We start from the raw sequence: 23,318 nt of genomic DNA on the forward strand, positions 1-23,318 counted from the left end.
TTTATTTTATGCTTCTTTAACTACAGAGCTTCTTCTTCCCTTTACCATTCCTTTTATCGCTAAAGTCATCACTGCTACTGATTGTGTAACCAATACAATAACTAATAATGAAATAATATTTCTCTCTAAACTAACTCCTCCGAATATTATTGTATAATAGCCATTTGCTGCATATGTTGCGGGAAATAATTCGTCGATTGTTTGATATGTTTTAGAAAGCATCTCATGTGGTACGATTACACCCGAACTTACAAGTTGTAACGATAGTGAAATTATATTAAAGATCATACCTGCATTTCCGAAAACAGTTATGAACATTTGTGTTAATGAAAGAAAAGCGAAGAAGACTATTGTCAATAATCCTCTTCCCCTTCTTTTTGCATTGAACTAAAACTCATCATAAATATAAATAAAAACATCAAATATATTTTCCACGTCAAAGAAGGTATATGCCCTGACCAAAGATAGCTAATCAAATAGTTAATCCCCATAATACAAGAAGATACTACTAAACTAATGCTTATTAGTTTTACATATTTGAACATACCTTTTCTCCTTACTTTTCTATCTCTTCAAATTGCAGATTTACCGGCTCTTCTAGGAGTGTTTCATAAAAGTTTTCAGCCAAATCTGTTGAAGGAATTTTTCCATCCACTTCATCAAATCGAATACTATCTAGCCACACACAACCTTCTCCTGATAATAAAACACCAAATGCAATACCAAGTGCTTCTTCCTTTATATCTAATACAACCGAGTACGATTGCCAGTTATTCGTATTTTTAATTGGACGATTTTGCATGTTATCCATAGCGAGCGGTTCTGTATCTTTTCCGTCTACTCGCATCCACAATCCTGCCCAATCTCTTACGTTTTCACTCTTAACAAATGCTGTAAAACGTAATCTCTTTCCTACATATTTATCCGCTCGGAACATTTGCATTAATGTTGAAAATCCTCCGTGCGTAACATTCTCTTTTGCTTTTATGTATGCAGATACTTTCCCTTGATGGACAACTTCATAATCTAAACCCATCTCATATTCAGCAGGATGACTTCCACTTAAGATCCATCCTTTCGGTATACCTTTTTGCATTGAAACACCCTCTCTTTCTATATAAAATGATTGGAAATACTTTCGATATTTCTTTGGTGGCAATTGGAACATTCTTTTAAAAGCTCTCGTAAATGCCTCTTGTGAGGAAAAACCGTATTGCACTGCAATATCAATAACTGCTCTCTCAGTTGACACTAAAACCTGCGCAGCATGAGTTAACCTTCTCTTTCGAATATAATCCGTGACACTCATCCCAATATAACTTTGAAAAATACGATGAAAATGGTACATCGATACTGCAATGTGAGATGCCACTTTTTCTGTTGTAAGCTCCTCATGTAAATGCTCCTCTATATATTCAATTGCTTTTTTCATCATCTCTTTATATTCTTCATGCATTTTAGTACCCCCTCACAACTTCAATTTACCATATACATACAAATTATTTTTGATTTAAATTGCGGATTAGCCCTTGTGGCTACAGAATAATAATTTATTTTTAGCACATACATAATTACATGATTTTGGGAAAAACTTGTATAGAACGAATTTACATAAGGAGGAATTTATAATGAGAATTTTACTATCAGTTTTATTAGCTCTTATGCTAGTACCTGCATTAACAGGATGTAAAGCCCCTGCAAAAGAAGACACAACTTCTAATAAAAAGACTACAGAAGAGGCGAAGAATGAAGCTCCTGCTGATTTAAAACTAAACTTCAATGAATTCGATTTAAAGGCAGACTACCAAGATACAAAGAAAGACTACGAAGCAGACTATAAAAACGTAGCAGCTGATAAAAAAATGGAAGCAAAAATTGAAGATCATAAAGCAGATGTAAAATTAACAGGAGACGAGGCTATTACAAAATTAAGCCCACTTCTAAAAGAATTAAAATTTGATAAAGATACTCCTGACCAAGAAGTAATCGATCAAGTAGTGAACGTGTTCAAACTTGATAAAGACTACCAAAAATTCGATTTAGAAGTTGTCTTCTCTGATGGAACGAAAAAAGAATATAAAAGAGAAATAAAATAAAGAAGTAGGCGGTTGCCTACTTCTTTATTTTTGCATATCTTAAATCTGGCTTAGATCCAACATAATATTGAAGTCCAGATACTGATTCTTTTTGTAAATAGGAATCAGAAGGGAATATAACCGGAATTAATGGTGAATCTGTAAACATAATATCTTCTGCTTTATGCAGTAAGTCAAAGCGCTTATCTTCATCTTGTTCAACTTCTGCTTCTTTTACTAAAGCATCAAATTCTTTATTATGCCATTTTGCATAGTTATTCGGACCATCACCTGCATATAGATCTAGTTTAGTAATTGGATCTAATAGAGAGCCGCCCCATCCCATATAAGCTAATTGGAAATCACTTTGCTTATATGTGTCGATGTAACTCTTCCACTCTTTATTTTCTAATTTAATATCTACGCCTAGATTTTTCTTAAACATTTCTTGCATTGCTTCTGCTACTTTTTTATGTTGTGTATCTGTAGTGAATTTTAATGTTACTTCAGGTAATGTAGACCAGCCTTGTTCTTTCATACCTTCTTCTAGTAATTTTTTCGCTTCTGCTGGATCAAATTTAACGTAACCACCTTTTTCTTTACGGAAATCACGGCCACTTTGTGTTTTTGCTCCTTCTGGAACGAATGCATTTGCTTCTTGTGCATTGTTTTTATACAGTTTTTCCACGATAAACTTGCGATCAACTGCTAATGAGAATGCTTTACGTACTTTCGCATTTGTGAATGGCTCTTTTTCTACGTTAAACGAATAAATATAAGATGAAAATCCTGCAACACGCTTATATTCTTTATTTCCTTTTTCTTTCTCAATCATCTCTTGTGGTAAACCACTTAGTAAATCTAATTCTTTTGATTTGTACAATTGGTACGCTGTTTTAGAGTCTGGAATAATACGAAACTCAATTTCTTTTAATGTTACCTTTTTATCATAGTATTCTTTATTTTTTTGTACTGTAATTGCTTGGTTATGCTTCCATTCTTTTAACGTGAATGGTCCGTTCGTAATTAACTCTTTTGGATCTGTTTTTAATTTATTATTATCATCAATTGATTTTTTAGATAATGGAATAAATAATGAACTTGCTAATTTTTGTTTAATAGAAGACACTGGGTGCTCTAGTGTTACCTTTAATGTTTGAGGATCAACAACTTGAATACCCACTTGGCCTTCTTCACCTTTTCCAGTATTATATGCCTCTGCACCTTTAATAAAATACATTTCTGTCGCATTCATAGAACCTGTTTTTGGATTTAATAATCGCTTCCATGCAAATTCAAAGTCATTTGCTGTAATAGCAGAACCATCTGACCATTTAATATCTTTCTTTAAATGAATTGTATATTCAGTTCCATCAGTATTTACTTCTTCTTTCTCTGCTAATTCATTTTGATATTTCCCATCACTATCTTGCGTATATAAACTTGAGAATAAATGTCCAATTACATAACCTGACGTGCTATCTGTTGCAATAGCGGAATCAAGTGTATATGGATCGCTACCAATATTCGTTACTAATCGATCTCCTCCTCCCTTACCAGCACTTGCCTTTTGCGTCTCTTTCTTACCGCAAGCGACAGAAGTAATTGCTAAAACGGTCATAATGACAAACAGTAAAAACTTCTTCATCTTACATTCCCCTTTACCCTGAAATTTTTGGTGTTGATGCTAATAATGTTTTTGTATAAGAATGTTGTGGATTACGGAATACTTCATCCGTATCTCCAAATTCAACAAGTTCTCCTTTATATAAGACAGCCACTTTTTCACATAAATAGTGAACCATCGGTAAATCATGCGCGATAAATAAATATGTATAGCCTTGTTCCTTTTGAATCTTTTGCAGCAAGTGCACAATTTGGATTTGAAGTGAAACATCTAATGCTGAAATTGGTTCATCCAGAATCAATACTTCTGGCTCACATAATAAAGCTCTTGCAATAGCAATACGTTGACGTTGCCCTCCGCTAAATTCATGCGGGTAACGATCAATATATCGTCTATCTAACCCAACACGCTCTAGCGCATCACCCGCGACTTTATCTTTCAATCCTTTATCGCCTAAACCAAATGAAATATAGCCTTCTGTTACGCTATCGCGTACTTTCCAGCGCGGATTTAATGCCGCTGTGGAATCTTGAAAAATGAACTGCACTTTCTGTAAGAAATCACGCTTATGAGCTGCCTTCAACTTGTGAACAACTTGACCGTTATAATCAATTTCACCAGACGTTGGTTTCTCGATCCCAGCTATAAGCTTACCGAGTGTTGTTTTTCCAGAACCGCTTTCTCCAATAATGCCAAGCGTTGTTCCTTTCGGGATAGAAAGAGATATATCTTTTAAAGCTGTGATTTCTTTGTTTTTACTTCCATACGTTTTCTTTACTTGCTTTACCGTAATTAAATCTGTCGTCATGAAGCATTCACCTTCTCTTTTGATTTCGCTTGGTTATGCTCTAGAACATGCTGCCAACAATGAGAACTATGCTCCTCAGAATATGTTGTTCTCTCTGGGAAGCGATGAATGCATTCTTTTATTGCTACTGGGCAACGATTAACAAAGGGACAACCAAAGCTATTTAATGTTTCAATGGAAGGTGTCGTTCCTTCTATTGCACGTAATACTTTTTCTGAATCATCCATATTCGGAATTGCTTGTAATAAGCTTTTCGTATATGGATGTTTAGGAGAACCTATTACTTCCTGTATCGTCCCTTTTTCAACAACACGTCCACCGTACATAACTACCACCCGGTCAGCTACTTCACGTACAAGCGCCAAGTCGTGTGTGATTAATAAAATGCTCGTATTTTGTTTTTCTTTCCGCTCTTTTAATAATCCCATAATTTGTTTTTGAATCGTTACATCTAACGCTGTTGTTGGCTCGTCTGCAATAACAAGCTTTGGATGACAAGCAAACGCAATTGCTAAACAAATACGTTGCCTCATACCGCCACTTAATTGATGTGGGTACTGTTCAAAACGTTTCTCTGCTTCATGTATTCCTAAATCATTTAATAGGTTAATTGCAATTTTTTTTGCCTCTTTTTTCGATTTCTTTTCGTGTTGCAAAATCACTTCTGTAATTTGCCTTCCCACCTTCATCGTCGGATTTAAAGATGAAAGCGGATCTTGAAAGATAAAGGAAATATCTTTCCCGCGAATTTGATTCCATTCTGATTCTTGTAAATTCGTTAATTCCTTTGATTGGAAAGATACATTTCCACCATCGATACGAATGGATTCTTGATTTAAGCCGATAATAGATTGCGCTGTAACGCTTTTTCCTGAACCACTCTCCCCTACCAATGCCACTATTTCACCTTTGTTAATAGAAAAGGAAACATGTTTCACAATCGCTTGCTTACTATTCTCTTTTTCAACGGCTAACGTTACGTTTTCTAAAGATAAGAGCTGTCCCATGTTTTTTCTCCTTTCGATTCCGTTTTACGATTTTCGGATCAATTGCATCTTGCAAACCATCACCAATAGCATTAAATGCGAACATGATGAGTGCAATCATGATTGCCGGGAAGAATAGCTGCCACCACTCTCCGCTTAGTAATGTCCCAAGTGCATCGTTCGTCATCGTTCCCCAACTCGCTGCTGGCGATTGCACTCCAAGGCCAATAAAGCTTAAAAATGATTCTGAGAAAATAGCTGCTGGAATTGTAAATGACAAATTCACGATAATAATGCCTGTTAAGTTTGGAATTAAATGTCCATATATAATTTTCATATGCGATGTACCTAATCGCTCTGCTGCAATAACAAACTCTCTTTGTTTTAAAGACAAGACTTGAGCTCGAATGAGACGAGCCATTCCAATCCACCCTGTTAATGCAAGGGCGATAATGATGGTAAAAAGACCTGGTTTCATAACGATTAATAGTAAAATAACAATTAATAAATATGGGATACCATATAATACTTCAATCCCTCTTATAATCCACTCATCAATTAACGTTCCAAGGCGATTGCGCCCTCTCACATATCCACTAAATCCACCGATCAGTACACCTAGCCCTATATCAAGAGCTGCTGCTACCAATCCAACTGTTAGCGAAATTTTCCCGCCAGCCCATGTACGTGCCCATATGTCTCTACCTAAATCATCTGTTCCGAACCAATGTTCACTACTAGGCGGTAAGTTTGTTGCCTCTTTTACTTGCTCACTCGCAGTAAATGGCGTTAAACTTTCACCAATAAGAGAGAATACAATAATTAGTAATAACGTCACTGACCCTAAAACTGCGATTGGATTCGATACAAACTTACGAAGTACTTCCTTTTTTCGGCTAATCGTTTGCTGCTCTTTATTTATCGTTAATTCTTTTTTCTCTTCATTCGTTAATAACTGTTTATTAATTTCATAAGCTCCCATTTAAATATCCCCCCTCCTTACGTAATAGAACGAATGCGCGGATCAACAATACGATGAATGATATCTGTAATAAAAATACATACAATCAATAGCGCACTATAGAAAATGGTTGTTCCCATAATTACCGGATAATCTCGATTAAAAATACTATCTACGAAATATTTTCCTAAACCAGGAATGGAAAATATTTTTTCAATAACGAAAGTCCCTGTTAAAAGCCCAGCCATTAACGGTCCAACAAATGTAAGTACTGGAACAATTGCATTCCGAAGAGCGTGTCTTATAATAATCTTCTTAATTGGTATACCTTTCGCTCTTGCTAGCTTAATATAATCACTCTGCAAAACTTCGATCATATTAGAACGAACAAACCTTGTAATAACCGCGATTGGCCCTAACGCTAATGCAAAGGATGGCAACACCGTATGCTCGAATGTGCCCCAAGACGCTACTGGTAAGAGCTCAAATTGAATAGCGAATACTTGTATAAATAGTGGTGCTAAAATAAAACTTGGAATAGATATGCCGAGAATCGCAAGTAAACTCACACCATAATCAATTACTCTCCCGTGATAGAGAGCAGCAAATGTACCTGCTGCAATTCCGACTAATAATGAAATAACAAGTGCTTGTAAACCAATAATCGCTGATGGACCAAATCCTGTCGTTATAATTTCTGATACGCCTTGCCCCGTCGATTGAACGGATTCACCAAAATCAAAATGAACTACGCCGTCTAGATACGCAACATATTGATTCCATAACGGTTCATCAAGATGATACTTTGCTCTCATATTTTGTATCACTTCTTCAGGAAAGATTTTCGCATCCGATGAAAATGGATCGCCTGGAATAATATGCATAATTAGAAATGTCACTGTCGTAATAACCCATAGTGTGAATACCATAACCGATAATTTTTTAATTACATACACTTCAATAACCCCCTAAACACATAAATTTACTTAGTTTTATTAACGTATTTTCCCCATTACTCCCTTTTCTCTTTTTAGAATACAAAAAGCCTTGATCTTAAAAAAATAAGATCAAGGCTTAATAAACAAAGGCCCATCACTTATCTTTCAAGACTTGCTTGCTGGAATTAGCACGGTGTTCCTGTTATAGAACCCGCTGCTGAGGTGTCATAGGGCCAGTCCCTCTACCTCTCTGGATAAGTAAATTGCTATATTATTATTTGGTTCAAATTGTATATTTCGAATTATAATTCTGAAAAAATGAAAAGTCAATCAAATTAGATATATTTAGAAAAATCAGTTTTCTGCGATGCTAGTTATTGAAATTACAATCTTTCGCTTATAATAAAAAGAAATTGTATTAAAGGAGTTATAAAATGGATTCCTTACTTCTTGCTACTATAGGATTACCATTAACCATCGTTATACTTGTCATCATCGGCTTCTATAAACTCTTTATTCAAAAGAAACGTATCACTTCTTTTTATAACTCCATTCGATAATATTACCGGACAAACAATTTCTGAATTTCACGAAGAACAGAAGGTATTAGTATCCGAGGATGAAGACGGAGATGGTAAGAAGAAAAAATAACCTTGCATGCGCAAGGTTATTTTTTCGTTTCTGCTTGAAAACGTTTATAGTATGTCGATGCTGTTGCAAAATTAATTTCTATATCACGAATCAACGATGAATCTTCTTCTTTAGCTAACTTCTGTAATTTTTTCATCGCTTGTTCTGATTCATTCAAGAAACCAACATATACCTCATGTTCTTTCTCTTTCGACTTTGGAACACGAATTTCTTTACGTATATGATCAATATCTTCTAACATGCTCGTCGTTACCTTTTGCACGTCTTCTTTATATGTAGCATTCGTTATTTCCTTACCGCCCTTTTCTTTTGCCACTTCAAATAACTGCAGTGCTTTATTAATTTCTTTATTTATTTTTATATCGTATTTTTCATGTACTGCAAGGTATTCTTTTATCTCTTCTTTTTGTTCAGTAGATTGCTCTACCTTTTCTTTCGGTTCTTTCGTATCTTTATTTCCATTACACCCTGCTAGAAGGAGCATACTTCCCATTACAGCAATACCCAAAACCTTCTTCATCTCTTCTTCTCCTTTTATCTACAGCTATTACTCATTATAGTTTATTTTATCTCCACTTGTTATTATACCGAGAACACCCTACTTTTTACACTTAAGACGATATCTTAATATACACACCAACATTTTTGTCACAGTATCGTCACTTTATCAATTTAGCCAAGAAGACTCCTTCCTCAAGGATCGTGAAGGACGTAGCCCAGCGAGTAGGTGGGAGATGAATTGGCTTCGAACAAGAGATGACAGGAAGTCATCTTAATCGTTCGACATATGTAAAGTATTACCAGGAAATTTGTAATAATCACTTCACTATCAATCGAATGTATGTTTGGTATATAATAGACATATATCGAAATGGAGGTGAAACGAAGGATGATTAATAAAGCGTATAAATTTCGTATCTATCCAAATAAAGCACAAGCGATCCTGATTAATAAAACGATTGGTTGTTCTCGTTTTGTATTCAATCACTTCCTATCTCTATGGGATAATGCATACAAAGAAACAGGAAAGGGTTTGACATATGGTACATGCTCTGCCAAACTTCCTGCCATGAAGAAAGAGTTTGTTTGGCTAAAAGAAGTGGATAGTATTGCTATTCAATCGTCTGTTCGCAACCTTGCGGATGCTTACACACGCTTTTTTAAAAAACAAAACAGTGCCCCGCGTTTCAAATCTAAAAAGAACAACGTACAATCTTATACCACAAAACAAACAAATGAAAACATTGTTGTTGTGGGAAACAAAATGAAATTGCCGAAACTAGGTCTTGTTCGATTTGCCAAAAGTCGTGAAGTAAAGGGACGTATTTTAAATGCTACGGTTAGACGGAACCCTTCTGGTAAATACTTTGTGTCCTTGTTAGTTGAAACAGAAGTGCAAGAACTTCCGAAAACACATTCTTATATTGGAATGGATGTAGGGTTAAAAGATTTCGCCATTTTGTCAGATGGAACAACCTATAAAAACCCTAAATTTTTTCGCTCATTGGAAGAGAAGTTGGCAAAAGCACAGCGTGTTCTTTCTAGAAGAATGAAAGGATCTTCTCGCTGGAATAAACAACGAGTAAGGGTAGCTAGAATTCATGAATACATAGCTAATGCTAGAAAAGATTACTTGGACAAAATCTCAACTGAAATCATCAAAAACCACGATGTTATCGGTATAGAAGATTTACAAGTATCGAATATGTTAAAAAATCATAAGTTAGCAAAAGCGATTAGTGAAGTATCTTGGTCACAATTTAGAACGTTGCTAGAATACAAGGCAAAATGGTATGGAAAACAAGTCATTCCGGTATCCAAAACATTTGCTTCAAGCCAATTATGTTCTTGTTGTGGGTATCAAAATAAAGACGTTAAGAATCTAAATCTTCGTGAATGGGATTGTCCTGAGTGCAATAGTCATCACGACAGAGATATTAACGCAAGTATCAATCTTAAAAATGAAGCTTTAAGGCTTCTAACCGTAGGAACTACGGGGATAGCCTAATGAATTAGAAGCCACTAGGCTTCTGTACTTAGGAATCTCCCACTTCAAACAGTCCGTAAGGACGTTAAGTGGTGAGTAGTTCAAGCAAATAACTTTTGCATCACCTTACGAAACTGTATGCGTTATTTCAAAAAATGAAAAAAGAGCTGATTCAAAAAATATTTGAATCAGCTCTTTTTTATTAAGCCTCTAAATTTTGTCTTTGTTGCAGTTCAAACTGCTTCTCACTTCTTCTGGCCATAAATAGATAACATAATACAGCACCAATTTCACAAAGCGCTATAACAACTCCCATCGGTAATGCGGTGTTGCTTCCACCAATACCTACTAGCGGTGCAACAAGTGCTCCTGAAATAAACTGTAATAAGCCTAATAAAGCTGATGCTGTTCCTGCAGCTTGTTTCTGATTTCTCATCGCTAATGAGAACCCAGTTGTTGATACAACCCCCACGCTTGACACGACAAGGAATAAGGAACATAAAACACCAATTAAACCTATTCCTAGTACGATTGTTAATAGTAAAGATAAACCACCAACAGCTGCAATAATAATACCGGAAACAAATAATGTCTTCTCATTCACTTTCCCCGCTAAACGGCCCGTAACCTGACTAGCAATAATAATACCGATACCATTAATCGCAAAGAATAAGCTAAATTGCTGTGGTGATGCTCCGTATATGTTCTGCAACACAAATGGTGATCCCGAAATGTACGCAAACATTGCCGCCGTTACTAACCCTTGTGACAATGCATATCCCATAAACAGACGATCCTTTAACAGTTTTCCGTACGTCGCCAATGTCCCTGACAAACCACCTGTTTCTCTTTCTTCAGGAGGTAATGTTTCACGTAATACGAAAGTAGCTGATATTAACATAAATACACTAATTGCTCCAAGAACGATGAAGACACCGCGCCATGTTGTGAACTGTAGTAATTGTCCCCCAATAATCGGTGCCAAAATAGGCGCTGCTCCGTTTACTAACATGAGCAGCGAGAAAAACTTCGTCATTTCAGAACCTGAATACATATCACGTACCATTGCACGTGATATAACAATCCCTGCTGATCCTGAAGCTCCTTGTAAGAAGCGTAATAATACTAAACTCCAAATAGATGGCGCAATAGCGCAAAGTAAAGAAGAAGCAACATAAATAATAAGAGCAATAATAAGAGGTTTGCGTCTTCCGTAAATATCACTAATTGAACCGACAAACAACTGTCCTACTGATAGCCCAAGCAAACAAGCTGTCAATGTAAGCTGCGCAAGGGATGCACCCGTTTGTAAATCATCTGTTAATTTCGGTAACGAAGGCAAATACATATCAATAGATAATGGCCCGATCGCCGTAAGTGTCCCTAGTACAAGAATCATCCATAACCTGTTCATCTTTACAGGTTTATATATTTCGTGATTAACTTCATTCACTTTTTCAATTCACCCTTTCCGATACATACTAAATCGTAACAATTATAGTTACAACATAAACATACGTCAAGTATAGTGCATTTTCCTGTTTTATACTGTAAAAAAAAGCGATAGAATTTCTATCGCTTTACTTTTTCAAATTACTATTTGTAAATTTAGATACAGATGCCATTGTTTCTCCTGTGTCTAAATATGTGATTTGGATTGGATCCCCTACTTCTGTAAACATTGCATATGGGAATTTCTTCGCTGGTACCATAAATACTTTTTGCTCATTTTCTAATAGTACGTACACAATCGTATTTTCACTTGATTTTTCTTTATATACACGTTGTACAGTACCTTCTTTTTGTGCTTCTTTACCACTTGAAGTCGGTCTAAATGAATCTCCACTTCCACTCAACGCATTTTTATAATTCTCAAGCGCTTCTTTTTGTGTCGAACCTGTTGCAAATATTTTCGCATTAGAAGCATAGATAACCGTGTGAGCACGTACTAATCCTCCGTCATCAATAACAGGTACAATCCAAGAAGGTTTACCATACACGTTATAAATAACCGGCATCGTTCCGTGCCATTTCTCTCTCTTAAAGGAATTATCCACTACTTCCGAAGCAGCTGAACCATCCATAATTCCCTTTACTTCTTTTCCGTTATAGTAATACAACTTACCTGTACGCGCATCGATAAGCGAGTAACCTAACGCAGAATCTACTCCTTCTTTCGGAGAGGTGAAATCAGTAAAGTAATATAGCGTTCCATCCTTACCGAAGATTGGTGTAACTCCTTCTTTCGTTCCCCACTCAGTCGGAATCTTCATATCCGTTTGCGAGAATTTTGTATTCCAAAATCCATGAATATATTTACCAAAATACGTATTTAATGTAGATGCGGTCTCGTGATTTAACACACCATCAACAAATTTAGGCGCTTTTCCTTTATCGTATCTTTTCACTTCACCTGTTTGTGCATCTACTACTACAACACCCTCTACCTCAAATCCAGATCTTCCTGAAATAAATTCACCATACGTCATTGTATAATACGGTTTCCCTTGATCATCAACTTCGAATTTAGGCTTCCCTTTAAAAATTAAATCCGGTTCTGCTTTTCGAACGACACGTTCTAATTTATTACCAAAAAACATGCTCGGCACATATTTCATTTTATAACCGAGGTGCAGCTTCGCTTCCGCATCAGGATTCGTACCTGACATCGTTACATACCCTGGAATTGTCTCAGCCTTACGTGCTTTAAAAAATCCTGAAACTTCAATCGGTGCTACATATAAAGCCTCACCATTTACCATTTGTGGTGTTAATTCTCCCAGCTCAAAATAAGCTACTTTCGGAATATCCCCAAATACTTTTTTCATCTTATTCTCCGCTGTCTTTGGCGGCACTGTAAACGGCTGATCATTTTCAGTAAATGGCTCTGAAATATCTTTCTCTACTTTAACAACAGAATCATACTTCGTTTGCGTGATTACTATATCGTGTAAATAACCAAAATAACCGTAACTTGCGAGTAAAACAAACATTAGAAGTCCTTTTAATGTCCCTTCTAATTTCCCTATCTTCTCTTGTGAAAATAAAACAAGCCCAATTAAAATTGCTACTGCAACAGAATAATGAGTAAGAATCGAATCTGCTCGATCATCAATTAGCCAAAGATATTCATAGATTGCAATACCTATCCAAAATAAAATAGGAATAACTAAAATAGATGATTTCTTACCCCTTACAACCTTCCCAGCCTCTTTCTTATCCACTGCTTGCAGTTTACTACCGCTTCTTGTCCATGGAATTAAAAACAAAGTGAGAATAGCTAAAATTAAAAATTTCATCAAAGGCAATGTCCCCTTTTCTTTTGTTTTCCCCTTTAGTATAACAAATAAAGGGTATACAGGTAAAAATGGGAATGTTTATATTTTTTTACTACTTAATACAACTCCGCTCACTACATATAAGATAGATGCAATATAAAAAATGGTACCAATCGTAAAGAAATCTACTAAATATCCCGTTGCAATAATTGCTACTGCTCCTCCAATCGATGTCCACACATGATATTTTCCAATCTCATAACCAGCATTTTCTTGCACAACTTTTCGTGCTAACGATGTCTTCTCCGTATTACGCTGCACAGCCCCTAAAATACCCATTAGAATTTGAAGAATGTATACATGCCAGACTTCCGTGGCGATCGGAAAACAAAGCATTAATATCGCCATGGACCAAGCATATATAATTAATAATTTTTGATCGCCTACTCGATCAGACATCTTTCCTACTAACGGATATACAAGTGCTGAAGTTAAAGCAAATAAGCCATACGCCCAACCAAACTGTGAGAAACTATTTCCAACGTTCCGAAGCAATAATATATAAAAGGGAAATACCATACTTCCCGCCATCATAATGATACTTTGTGAGGCTACAAATCTTCTATATGTCATTTCGTATACTCCCTATAAAATAAATTCACAAATCTCTCTTCTGGATCTACTTCCTTCTTCTTCTGAAGAAATTCTTCTATACGAGGATATGCTTTCTTTAGCTGTTCTTTCGTTGGGTAAGAATAATACGGTAAATAATAACTACCATTATGCTTTAAAGTAACATCGATCATCTTCCGAATGACACCTTCTGTTTTCTTTATCTCTCTCTCAGAGCGTCCCTGATTAATTAAAAGAACTAGTGCAAACATATCATCTTTCGCATAGGATAAAACTGCATTTTCATTCTTTTCCACGTAACGAATCGTAATGTTGAGCAAATTCAGCTCTTCTTTAGTTAATGTGTTACGTAAATCATCTATGTATTTTGTGAAAGAATCTAAGGGCACAAAGTATTCTTGTAACACTTCTGTCCTATTCGGATTTTCATATTCCATAAAAGCACTATCTGACCTCATAACATTATTTCGCGTCTCATACTTTCCATCTGTACGTTCAAAATAATTTCTTTGTATATCCCAAAACGTATTCTTTCCCCATTCGCTATAACGCGATAACCCAAGCAAAAATTTCGGTGCAGCTATAATATTTTCTTCCTTTAATTCACTGTACTCTTCCCTCATATTTTGATTTTGTGCCACTGTATAATCTGTCACATACATCTCTTTTAAAAATGAGTTTGGAGCAACAGAAATACGCGCTAAGTGCATACGAACATTTTCATCTTTTTTCACTTTTTCTTTGAAATAAGATGCGTATTCTTTATAATCTAGCATTCTTGTGTGCGTTTCATATAATTCATCATCCGTTAACTTTAACGTCACATCTAAAATAACACCAAATAACCCGTAACCACCAATGACATATGGAAATAACTCCGTATTCTCTTTTCTGCTTACATTGCGTACAGTACCATCTGCCATTAATAGTCGAAAGGATTCGACCGTATCAATCAATGCTTCATGACGAATATCACGCCCATGTACATTTACACTTAATGAACCACCAACAGTAAAAATATTTTGAGATTGCATCACTTGAACCGCAAGACCATATGGATTGATTTTCTTTTGAATGTCATTCCAGGTGACACCGCCTTGCACCCTAATCCTCTTCTTCTCCGCATCGAATTCTAATATTTTATTATACCCTTTCATATCAAGCATCGTACCGTTCGGATAATACGTCTGACCGCCTTGACTATGCTGCATACCCGCAATCGAAATTTTCTCTCCTGAAACTTTTGCATCTTGCACTAATTTTATTAACGAGTGCTCATCCGTAGCACTTTCAACACGTTTAATCTTTGTCGGGAGCAATTTACCGACATCACTCATCATAGGATGATCGAGTTGTTTTTTATACGTATGTACAGACGCCGCTAACAAAACGGTATACGCTACAATGACAACTACTATCTTTCTTTTTTTCAAATGACACTCTCCTTGTTTGAATTTCTTTCACTACATATTGTACATATTTTTCTAAGAAGAAAATATGTTAGTAACGAAAAAAGAGAGATACCCTTGCTCTTTTAGGCATCTCTCTTCAAATCAATTAATTCGTTACTGGCAACTGTATGGGATCAAATTTTTCATATGATGTATATTTTATATCCGTCATAATTTTTGCTTTCTCCTTACTATTTCTACTCACAACTATATCCAATTTTAATGATTCATATTTAAAATCTTTTGTGATCATATATTCTGCATCTATCTCTTCTACCTTTGCATTTTGTGCTTCTAATGCTTTCTTCTGCGTTTCACCTATACTACCTAAAATACTCTCTGCATCTTTTCCTTTTAACCTGACCTTTAATTTATATTTGTCTCCACTTTTTTCCATCTTCATTTTTTGTACAATTTCTGGTGGGATTTCTACATTCTCTTTCACACTCTTGGCTGCATTCATCCCACTAATATTTAATTTCTCTTCTGGTATAGATATAACTTCACCTGTATTAGGATTCTTCACTTGACCAACAATTTTATCATTTACACCATAAATGATAATATCCGTACCCGAAACATTCATTTCAGCACGAGAACTCTTTGTTTTCAGCTCTATTTGTATTTTAGCCTTCATTATACTCAGTTCTTGTCCATCAGCCTTTATATCCATATCCTGCATCACCGTTACATACTCTTCATTTTTTAAGTTCTCATACGCCTTATTAAAAACATCTTTTGCGGCTAAATCCTTCTCTTTCTTTACTGATGCCGTTTTGGGTTCACCCGTCTTCGATACTTTATCACTACTACACCCTACCCCTAAACCAATTGTAAGTAATAAACTAGAAGCTACTATAATTTTCTTCATAAAAATCCCCCTTTACCAAATAATACCACTTTTTTATCTTTTAAATCTATATGATTTCCAATGTCCTTATTTAAATTCAACTCTAAATAACAACATGTTTGATGAAAGGTTTAAATATGATGTAAATAAAAACAACGAAATTCGGGAGGTTATTATGAAAGTAATGATTTGCACAAAATATGGACCACCTAACGTTCTCCAGCTTCAAAATATAGAGAAACCTACACCTAAAAAGAACGAAGTATTAATTAAAATTCATGCAACAAGTGTATCGACTGGAGATTGTAGAATACGCGGCTTTAATAGTCCCCTCTTATTTTGGATTCCTATGCGGATCATATTAGGTTTCAGAAAACCGAGAAAACCTATACTCGGCGTAGAATTAGCTGGAGAAATTGAGGAAATTGGAACAGATGTAACCCAATTTAAAAAAGGAGATCCAATTTTTGCATTAACAGAACTAAACCTTGGTGGTTATGCCGAATACACATGTGTACATGAAAGTGGATTAATAGCATTAAAACCTACCAATGTGACGTATGAAGAAGCGGCAGTTATTTCTTTTGGCGGAACTTCAGCATTACATTTCCTGAGAAAGGGCCGTATAAAAAAAGGACAACAAGTGCTCATATATGGTGCCTCTGGATCAGTAGGAACAGCTGCCGTACAACTTGCTAAATATTTTGGTGCGACCGTTACGGCTGTTTGTAGTCATTCAAATTTTGAACTCGTGCAATCTTTAGGAGCTGATAAAATAATTGATTATACAAAAGAAGATTTTACTAAGCGGGGTGAACGCTACAATATTATATTTGATGCAGTTGGAAAACATAAAAAATCCCTTTGTGAAAAGGCATTAACACCTAATGGGAAATATGTATCTGTGAATGGAATGATGGCAAAAGTAAGTAAAGAAGATATGATTCTACTAAAAAAACTAACTGAAGCAGAACATTTAAAGCCTGTTATTGATAGAACTTACCGATTAGAAGAAATTACTGAAGCTCATATATATGTAGAAAAAGGGCATAAAAAAGGAAATGTTTCGATTACCTTAAAATAAAATATATTCAGAAAATAACATTGACAATTCTTTTTGTAAGATTTACTATTAGTAGCATATTAAAAAAACTACATACACATACTCTTATCAAGAGTGGCGGAGGGACTGGCCCGATGATGCCCGGCAACCGAGCTTATGACGTATAAGCTAAGGTGCTAATTCCTGCAAAACGAGCTTTCGTTTTGGAAGATAAGAGAGGAACCTATTTTGTCTATTCGGCACCTCTCTTATTTTTGAGAGGTGCTTTTTATTTTGGAACGTATATGAAGGGGGAACTATAGATGAAAAAAGTATTATTGAGCATTGTAAGTGGAGCGGTATTATTATTAGGCGCATGTAGCGGGGGTTCAGATAAAGAAGTAAAAGCGTTAGATGAGAAAAAGATTACTGTCGGTGTAACAGGCGGTCCGCATGAACAAATTTTTGAAAAGGTAAAAGAAGTTGCCGCAAAAGACGGTCTCGAAATTGATGTAAAAGTATTTAATGATTATGTAGCACCAAACGTATCCCTAGATGAAAAAAGCCTCGATGTAAATAGCTATCAAACGAAATCATATTTAGACGTATTTAAAGCTGAACGTAATATGAAATTAACTGAAGTATTTTCAACAGTAACATTCCCTATGGGTGTATATTCGAAAAGCTTAAAAGATGTAAAGGATTTAAAAGAGGGCGACGCAATTGCTGTACCAAATGATCCAACAAATGAACTTCGAGCTTTAAAGCTATTTGAAAAAGCCGGTGTTTTAAAAGTAGATCCAAAGGCTACAGAAAAAGCGACTGCGAAAGATGTAATTGAAAATCCAAAAAACTTAAAGATTGTTGAATTAGAGGCATCTCAATTACCGACACAACTAAGTGAAGTAAAAGCAGCTGCGATTAATACAAACTTTGCATTAGGTGCAAAATTAAGCCCTGCGAAAGATTCTATCTTCCGTGAAGGAAAAGATTCACCATATGTGAACTGGGTCGTTGTTCGTACTGAAAATAAAGATGATGCTGTTGTAAATAAATTAAAGAAAGCTTATCAATCTAAAGAAGTGAAAGAATTTATCGAGAAAAAATTTGATGGTTCTGTTTTACCGTCTTGGTAGGAGCTGACGATAATGATTGAATTAAAAAATGTATCCAAAGTATTCACAACAAAAAAAGGGAATGTGGAAGCTCTTAAACCTACCTCCCTTCAAGTAAAAAAGGGCGAAGTATTTGGAATCATTGGATATAGTGGTGCTGGTAAAAGTACATTAATTCGATGTGTAAATTTATTAGAAAAGCCAACGACAGGAAATATCATTGTAAACAACCAAGACTTAACAACTTTATCAGCAAAAGAACTCGCAAAAGCGCGACAAAAAATCGGAATGATCTTTCAAGGATTCAATTTACTTAAAACCGTGACAGTTTATGAAAATATCGCATTACCTTTACGCCTTGCTGGCATTCCCAAAGTAGAAATTGAAAAAAGGGTAGAAAAATACTTACGTATTGTCGATCTTTTCAATCGAAAAGATGCCTATCCGAGTGAACTTTCTGGTGGCCAAAAGCAGCGTGTTGCCATTGCACGCGCACTATCACACGAACCTGAAGTGTTATTAAGCGACGAAGCAACAAGCGCTTTAGATCCGGAAACAACCGATTCTATCCTTGACTTATTATTAAAAATCAATGAAGAAATCGGGATCACAATTTTATTAATTACACATGAAATGAATGTCATCCAGCGTATATGTGACCGAGTTGCTGTTATGGAACATGGAGCAGTAATCGAAAGTGGAACTGTGAAAGATATTTTCACCAACCCACAACATATAACAACGAAGAAATTCGTAAATAGTGCATTTGCAGCTAGAATTCCAGAAGAGGTACAAAAAGAACTACAAAGAACCGGAGAAATCGTAACACTTTCATTTATAGGAACTTCTTCTGGCGAACCAGCGTTAGCTATTGCTACAAAACGTTTTCAAGTGTATCCAAATATTTTATCCGGTAACATTACACAGTTAAAACATGAAGCATATGGGAAACTGGTCATTCATATGCAGGGTGAAAAAAATGAAGTAGACCGCGCTTTATCATTTTTACAAGAACAAGGGATCATCGTAGAAGGAGGTAGAACAGATTATGGGAAACAAGTCCTTTTTGGATGAATGGGGTAAAGTCATATGGGAAGCAACCATTCAAACATTTCAAATGACATCTATTTCACTATTCATCTCTATCCTTATTGCATTACCACTTGGCGTCACACTTGTTTTAACGAGACCTGGTGGGCAGCACGAAAATAAAATCATTTATCCGATTCTTAATACAATTATTAATATCATTCGCTCTCTTCCATTTATCATTCTATTATTCTTCATTTTACCTTTTACAAAGTTTCTAATGGGAACATCCATTGGCGTGCAAGGTGTCATCGTACCACTTGTCGTATTCACAGCACCTTACATTGCACGATTAATGGAGACAGCTTTATTAGAGGTGGACCGTGGTGTTATTGAAGCTTACCAAGCAATGGGCATTTCTACTATAAAAATTATTTGGCACGTTATGGTGAAAGAAGCTCGTCCCTCCCTTGTACTTGGCTTAACAATTGCAACAATCGGCTTAATCGGTGCAACAGCAATGGCTGGACTTGTAGGGGCTGGCGGGCTAGGGGACTTAGCATATCGATTCGGACACTTACGCTACGAACCTGAAGTAATGTATGCAACCGTCTTTATTTTAATTATCCTCGTTCAAGGGTTACAGTCTTTAGGGAATGGTGTTGCACGAAGATTGAAGAAAGATTAAAAAAGAGGGCATCTCACCGAAATGAGATACCTTCTTTTTATCCCGCATTAACGGGCGGTAAGACCCTCGCCTCAAAATTCAGCGGGAGCAAAGAAGTTAGGTGGGGGATCAACTGCCCTTAAAAGTCCGATTGGTGAAGGCTAATAATCAGTGGGGGATGAAAAAACCCCCCACTAATTAAAGTTTCACTTTATCTTTTAAATCCGCCTTCTGAATGAATAACTTGTCCTGTAATCCATTTTGCTTCTTCACTTACTAAAAACTTAATAAGCCTCGCTGCATCCTTTGGCTCACCAATTCTGCCGAAAGGAAACATTGGTTTTAATCCTTGCTTTATCTCTTCAGTCATCCACCCTGTACTAGTTGGACCTGGATTAATTGCATTCACTGTTATTCCTAAATGGGCTACTTCCGCTGACAACGTACTAGTAAGAGCGTCAATAGCTCCCTTCGTTGTTGCATACGCCAGTTCTCCAGCCATAGGCCCTTGAAATTGACCTGAAGTCATATTCACAATTCTACCACCAGATTTCTTATCAAATCCTCGGGCAAATTGGCTACTTAACAATGTAGCCGCACGAATATTTACCATGTAATGCTTATCCAATTCTTCAGCAGTCAAATTAGAGAAATCATTATTTGTAGAATACGCTGCATTATTAATTAATATATGAGGGTATCCTAGTTGTTCAGTAACTTTATTTATAAGCTCTTTCGGTGCATCATTCCGAGTTAAATCTAACTCCATGCTCGATACTTTCACACCGTTTTTTAGTAACTCTTTTTTTAATTGTATTTGTTCACTTTGATCGACGCCCCAAGGCATCTCTTTATCGTAAGCTGTCCAATACGTAAAAAATATATCGTATCCTGCTTCAGCTAACTCTTTACAAATCGCTGCGCCTATACCATCTAAACGACTTACACCTGTAACAATTGCTACTTTATGTTTTAATTGATTCATCATATACTCCTCCAATTTTAAAGGACGCATATTTTATATAAGAGATATAAATTTCCCCACATAGGTATCTATCCTTACAAAGGGGATGTACAAGCCAAATATGCAGTCCTTGAATGATTTACAGATAGCTAAATAACCCCTCACTTATGAGAGAAAAATTCATCTATCTAATTTCTAATCATTACAAGTTCGTACGCATATTGAATCCTTGTCTCCTTTCCATATATCTCTATTTTTATTATAGCAATATGACAAAACATTTTAAATAATATAAAAGAAAATACAACAGAAAAACAGGCAATGGGAAAAATACTGCCCATCGCCTGTTTTTAATTGGAATACCTAATATATAACTTTCGTCTTAACGGTTTAATTTTTATCCTTCTTATATACCATGTAACTAGGCTCATTATAAACCCACTCATCTGTACCAATTCTTAGCCAGCCATTCTTTTCTTCGTATACTGTAGCTTTTTCACCTTTGCTTGCTTTTCTAACAACAGAGTAGCTAGCACCTGCTCCGCTGCGAACATTTACCCCAATTCCATTAATTTCAACTGTACCAATTCCTTTTTGAACACTACCAGTTTCAATTACTTGAAGCATGTTTAAAATGAATGCTGCTGTTTCACCACGAGTCGTCGTTCCTTTAGGCACATACAGATTATCTCCCATACCTTTTACAATACCCAAACCGTATAATCTTTGTACTGCTTCTTTATAGATAATTTGATCTTTATCTGCAAATGGTAAGTTTGCCAATGGTCCATTTATTTTTTTATACTGTAAAGCTTTATTTACAATAACTGCAGCTTCTTCTCTTGTAATAGGTGTGTTAGGGTCAAAATTACCGTCTCCTCTACCAGAAATGATGCCTGCACTTGCAGTACGTTTAATACCATCTCGTAAAGTTGGATTTACATCATTTAAATCTTTAAACGTTGCATCTCCAGCTGGAAGACTTAGAGAATTAGAGATTAATTGAGCAAACTCAGCTCTTGTTACAGATCTATTAGGCGCAAAAATACCGTTTCCTTCTCCGACCATAATACCTCTTCTATTCAAATCACGAATAGCTGGCTCATACCAACCTCCTGTTATATCGTCTGTTGGTTGATAAAATTTATTATAATACCCTTCAACACCATTTACGAATGGAACCCATTGTCCACTGTTAATCATAATAGCAGGACAGTTTTTACCACTCCATTTTTGATGTTTTACGACATTATTTAATGGTACACCTGTTTCTTTCATTAAATGAGCTGCAAGTTTCTTAGCGTTATCTACTGCCTTATTATAGTCACCATCACTGTTAACTGCAATTTCAATGGCAATAGATTCTCTATTACCTGGTCCATCACCGTCTCCTGCGTGCCATCCGTTTTCGTTTAATGGTAAGTGTTGATAAATCTCTTTATCATCTACTGTAAAGTGCCATGATGCAGCTCGATCTGTTTGTCCTACTGCTTGGTTATATAAGTATTGAGCGTGGTTTTTAGCTCCTGCTCCTACACTTTTATTGTCAGTCTCGTGAATTGTAATATACTTTGGAATCATGTGGTTTTGAGGACGAATATTCTCATTACCAGTCGGAACAATCCATTCAGTAAATGGAACGCCATTTATAGTACTAGAAACTTTAGGTGCTGAAAAAGAAAGACTACGTTTTGTTCTATTTGAATTGTTAGGAACCGTTAATGTACCTGTTTCTTCATACATACCTTCTGAACCTTGAAGACTGTCCACTTTCTTATTATCGACAGTACCTCCACCACGTCCATCTACTCCTTGAAAACTTTCTTCAATGCTTTTTAAAGCTTGTTCGTCTGATACCTGAAGTTGACCTGTTTCACCTTGTTCCAGGGCACTTATAGATTGATAGTTATTTACTGATTGTTGTTCCTCTGCGAACGATACCACAGATGAAGATAATACCGTTAATCCTGCTGTTAATGCTACTACCTTTTTATGAAATGTAATACTCATGTTTAATTTGATATATCTCGCTATTTTAGATATATCTTCCTCCTTTAATAGACTTATAAAAATTAGCGAAAAAAACCTTTAAAATACCCTTTTGAATGTCGAAAACAATACTTAACATTTTACTCGATATCCCGTTTGTTTTCTATGAAATCTCTAAATTCTTTAAAAATCCTGACAACAAATAAAAAAGAATTCCTATTTTTAGAAATCCTTTTTTGCTACACCTCTAGGTATGAGTTTACTAAT

The 23,318-nt window shown here is 35.7% G+C and carries 22 protein-coding genes, 1 pseudogene and 2 riboswitches; of the genes and pseudogenes, 7 read left to right on the top strand and 16 right to left on the bottom strand.

Annotated features, from left to right (window positions below; genetic code table 11):
* Window positions 1–6 precede the first annotated feature (6 nt).
* Genes ACUN28_RS00530 through ACUN28_RS00540 form a run of 3 tightly spaced genes read right to left on the bottom strand, consistent with a single transcriptional unit; the run spans window position 7 to window position 1,456 of the window.
* Complete coding sequence (locus ACUN28_RS00530) at window positions 7–357, bottom strand: hypothetical protein (protein ID WP_016089633.1); 351 nt, start codon at window positions 355–357, stop codon at window positions 7–9.
* The gene (locus ACUN28_RS00535; protein WP_016089634.1) at window positions 354–545 is read right to left on the bottom strand and encodes a hypothetical protein; all 192 of its coding nucleotides are present in this window, start codon (window positions 543–545) and stop codon (window positions 354–356) included. Before ACUN28_RS00535 ends, ACUN28_RS00530 begins: the two co-directional genes overlap by 4 nt.
* A gap of 11 nt (window positions 546–556) precedes the next feature.
* Window positions 557–1,456 carry a helix-turn-helix transcriptional regulator gene (locus ACUN28_RS00540; protein ID WP_016089635.1) on the bottom strand — a complete coding sequence of 300 codons (900 nt, stop codon included), beginning with the start codon at window positions 1,454–1,456 and terminating at the stop codon, window positions 557–559.
* Window positions 1,457–1,628: 172 nt separating this feature from the next.
* Here ACUN28_RS00540 and ACUN28_RS00545 point away from each other — a divergent pair, with 172 nt between their 5' ends.
* Window positions 1,629–2,096: a YusW family protein gene (locus ACUN28_RS00545; protein WP_016089636.1), complete on the top strand. Its 468-nt coding sequence runs from the start codon at window positions 1,629–1,631 to the stop codon at window positions 2,094–2,096.
* 16 nt (window positions 2,097–2,112) lie between these two features.
* On the opposite strand, the gene ACUN28_RS00550 is transcribed toward ACUN28_RS00545, so the two are convergent.
* The 5 genes from ACUN28_RS00550 to ACUN28_RS00570 are packed head-to-tail and all read right to left on the bottom strand — an operon-like array spanning window position 2,113 to window position 7,413.
* A complete protein-coding gene (locus tag ACUN28_RS00550) occupies window positions 2,113–3,723 on the bottom strand; it encodes a peptide ABC transporter substrate-binding protein (RefSeq protein WP_016089637.1) in 1,611 nt (536 codons plus the stop codon).
* A 13-nt stretch (window positions 3,724–3,736) separates the two neighbouring features.
* Window positions 3,737–4,510 carry an ABC transporter ATP-binding protein gene (locus tag ACUN28_RS00555; RefSeq protein WP_016089638.1) on the bottom strand — a complete coding sequence of 258 codons (774 nt, stop codon included), beginning with the start codon at window positions 4,508–4,510 and terminating at the stop codon, window positions 3,737–3,739.
* Window positions 4,507–5,517, bottom strand: coding sequence for an ABC transporter ATP-binding protein (locus ACUN28_RS00560; RefSeq protein ID WP_016089639.1), 1,011 nt, complete (start codon window positions 5,515–5,517; stop codon window positions 4,507–4,509). Before ACUN28_RS00560 ends, ACUN28_RS00555 begins: the two co-directional genes overlap by 4 nt.
* Window positions 5,474–6,478 carry an ABC transporter permease gene (locus ACUN28_RS00565; RefSeq protein WP_016089640.1) on the bottom strand — a complete coding sequence of 335 codons (1,005 nt, stop codon included), beginning with the start codon at window positions 6,476–6,478 and terminating at the stop codon, window positions 5,474–5,476. Before ACUN28_RS00565 ends, ACUN28_RS00560 begins: the two co-directional genes overlap by 44 nt.
* 17 nt (window positions 6,479–6,495) lie before the next feature.
* Window positions 6,496–7,413, bottom strand: a complete 918-nt coding sequence (locus ACUN28_RS00570; RefSeq protein ID WP_016089641.1) for an ABC transporter permease — start codon at window positions 7,411–7,413, stop codon at window positions 6,496–6,498.
* 137 nt (window positions 7,414–7,550) lie between these two features.
* Window positions 7,551–7,656: riboswitch (SAM riboswitch) on the bottom strand.
* Window positions 7,657–7,829: 173 nt separating this feature from the next.
* Between ACUN28_RS00570 and ACUN28_RS00575 the strand changes: the two are divergent.
* Window positions 7,830–8,046, top strand: a pseudogene (locus ACUN28_RS00575) (DUF3951 domain-containing protein).
* A gap of 16 nt (window positions 8,047–8,062) precedes the next feature.
* Here the strand turns inward: ACUN28_RS00575 and ACUN28_RS00580 are convergent.
* Window positions 8,063–8,566 (bottom strand): lipoprotein, encoded by a 504-nt coding sequence (locus ACUN28_RS00580; RefSeq protein WP_016089642.1) that lies wholly within the window; start codon window positions 8,564–8,566, stop codon window positions 8,063–8,065.
* 369 nt (window positions 8,567–8,935) lie between these two features.
* Between ACUN28_RS00580 and tnpB the strand changes: the two genes are divergently transcribed.
* A complete protein-coding gene (gene tnpB / locus ACUN28_RS00585) occupies window positions 8,936–10,054 on the top strand; it encodes an IS200/IS605 family element RNA-guided endonuclease TnpB (protein ID WP_016133450.1) in 1,119 nt (372 codons plus the stop codon).
* 181 nt (window positions 10,055–10,235) lie between these two features.
* On the opposite strand, the gene ACUN28_RS00590 is transcribed toward tnpB, so the two are convergent.
* The 5 genes from ACUN28_RS00590 to ACUN28_RS00610 form a co-directional block, all read right to left on the bottom strand.
* Window positions 10,236–11,495, bottom strand: a complete 1,260-nt coding sequence (locus ACUN28_RS00590) for a multidrug effflux MFS transporter (RefSeq protein WP_116329624.1) — start codon at window positions 11,493–11,495, stop codon at window positions 10,236–10,238.
* A gap of 118 nt (window positions 11,496–11,613) precedes the next feature.
* Window positions 11,614–13,332, bottom strand: coding sequence for a DUF3981 domain-containing protein (locus ACUN28_RS00595; RefSeq protein WP_016089644.1), 1,719 nt, complete (start codon window positions 13,330–13,332; stop codon window positions 11,614–11,616).
* Window positions 13,333–13,410: 78 nt separating this feature from the next.
* Entirely contained in the window at window positions 13,411–13,944 is a 534-nt protein-coding gene (locus ACUN28_RS00600) for an MFS transporter (protein WP_016089645.1), read from the bottom strand.
* Window positions 13,941–15,377: an FAD-binding oxidoreductase gene (locus ACUN28_RS00605; RefSeq protein WP_016089646.1), complete on the bottom strand. Its 1,437-nt coding sequence runs from the start codon at window positions 15,375–15,377 to the stop codon at window positions 13,941–13,943. The genes ACUN28_RS00600 and ACUN28_RS00605 overlap by 4 nt, the downstream gene beginning before the upstream one ends.
* Before the next feature lie 124 nt (window positions 15,378–15,501).
* Window positions 15,502–16,266: a hypothetical protein gene (locus ACUN28_RS00610; RefSeq protein WP_016089647.1), complete on the bottom strand. Its 765-nt coding sequence runs from the start codon at window positions 16,264–16,266 to the stop codon at window positions 15,502–15,504.
* 154 nt (window positions 16,267–16,420) lie between these two features.
* Between ACUN28_RS00610 and ACUN28_RS00615 the strand changes: the two genes are divergently transcribed.
* The 4 genes from ACUN28_RS00615 (at window position 16,421) to ACUN28_RS00630 (ending at window position 20,119) form a co-directional block, all read left to right on the top strand.
* Entirely contained in the window at window positions 16,421–17,329 is a 909-nt protein-coding gene (locus ACUN28_RS00615; protein WP_016136989.1) for an NAD(P)-dependent alcohol dehydrogenase, read from the top strand.
* A gap of 81 nt (window positions 17,330–17,410) precedes the next feature.
* A riboswitch (SAM riboswitch) is annotated at window positions 17,411–17,525 on the top strand.
* Window positions 17,526–17,610: 85 nt separating this feature from the next.
* Window positions 17,611–18,423: a MetQ/NlpA family ABC transporter substrate-binding protein gene (locus tag ACUN28_RS00620; RefSeq protein ID WP_016089649.1), complete on the top strand. Its 813-nt coding sequence runs from the start codon at window positions 17,611–17,613 to the stop codon at window positions 18,421–18,423.
* A 12-nt stretch (window positions 18,424–18,435) separates the two neighbouring features.
* Window positions 18,436–19,476: a methionine ABC transporter ATP-binding protein gene (locus ACUN28_RS00625; protein WP_016089650.1), complete on the top strand. Its 1,041-nt coding sequence runs from the start codon at window positions 18,436–18,438 to the stop codon at window positions 19,474–19,476.
* Entirely contained in the window at window positions 19,451–20,119 is a 669-nt protein-coding gene (locus ACUN28_RS00630) for a methionine ABC transporter permease (RefSeq protein WP_016089651.1), read from the top strand. Before ACUN28_RS00625 ends, ACUN28_RS00630 begins: the two co-directional genes overlap by 26 nt.
* Window positions 20,120–20,309: 190 nt before the next feature.
* Here the strand turns inward: ACUN28_RS00630 and ACUN28_RS00635 are convergent, their stop codons facing one another.
* Both ACUN28_RS00635 and ACUN28_RS00640 read right to left on the bottom strand, forming a co-directional pair.
* Window positions 20,310–21,086: an SDR family oxidoreductase gene (locus tag ACUN28_RS00635; protein ID WP_016089652.1), complete on the bottom strand. Its 777-nt coding sequence runs from the start codon at window positions 21,084–21,086 to the stop codon at window positions 20,310–20,312.
* Between the two features lie 366 nt (window positions 21,087–21,452).
* Window positions 21,453–23,072, bottom strand: coding sequence for an S-layer homology domain-containing protein (locus ACUN28_RS00640; RefSeq protein ID WP_016089653.1), 1,620 nt, complete (start codon window positions 23,070–23,072; stop codon window positions 21,453–21,455).
* Between the last annotated feature and the right edge of the window lie 246 nt (window positions 23,073–23,318).

The sequence above is a fragment of the Bacillus sp. WC2507 genome, from assembly GCF_052656125.1.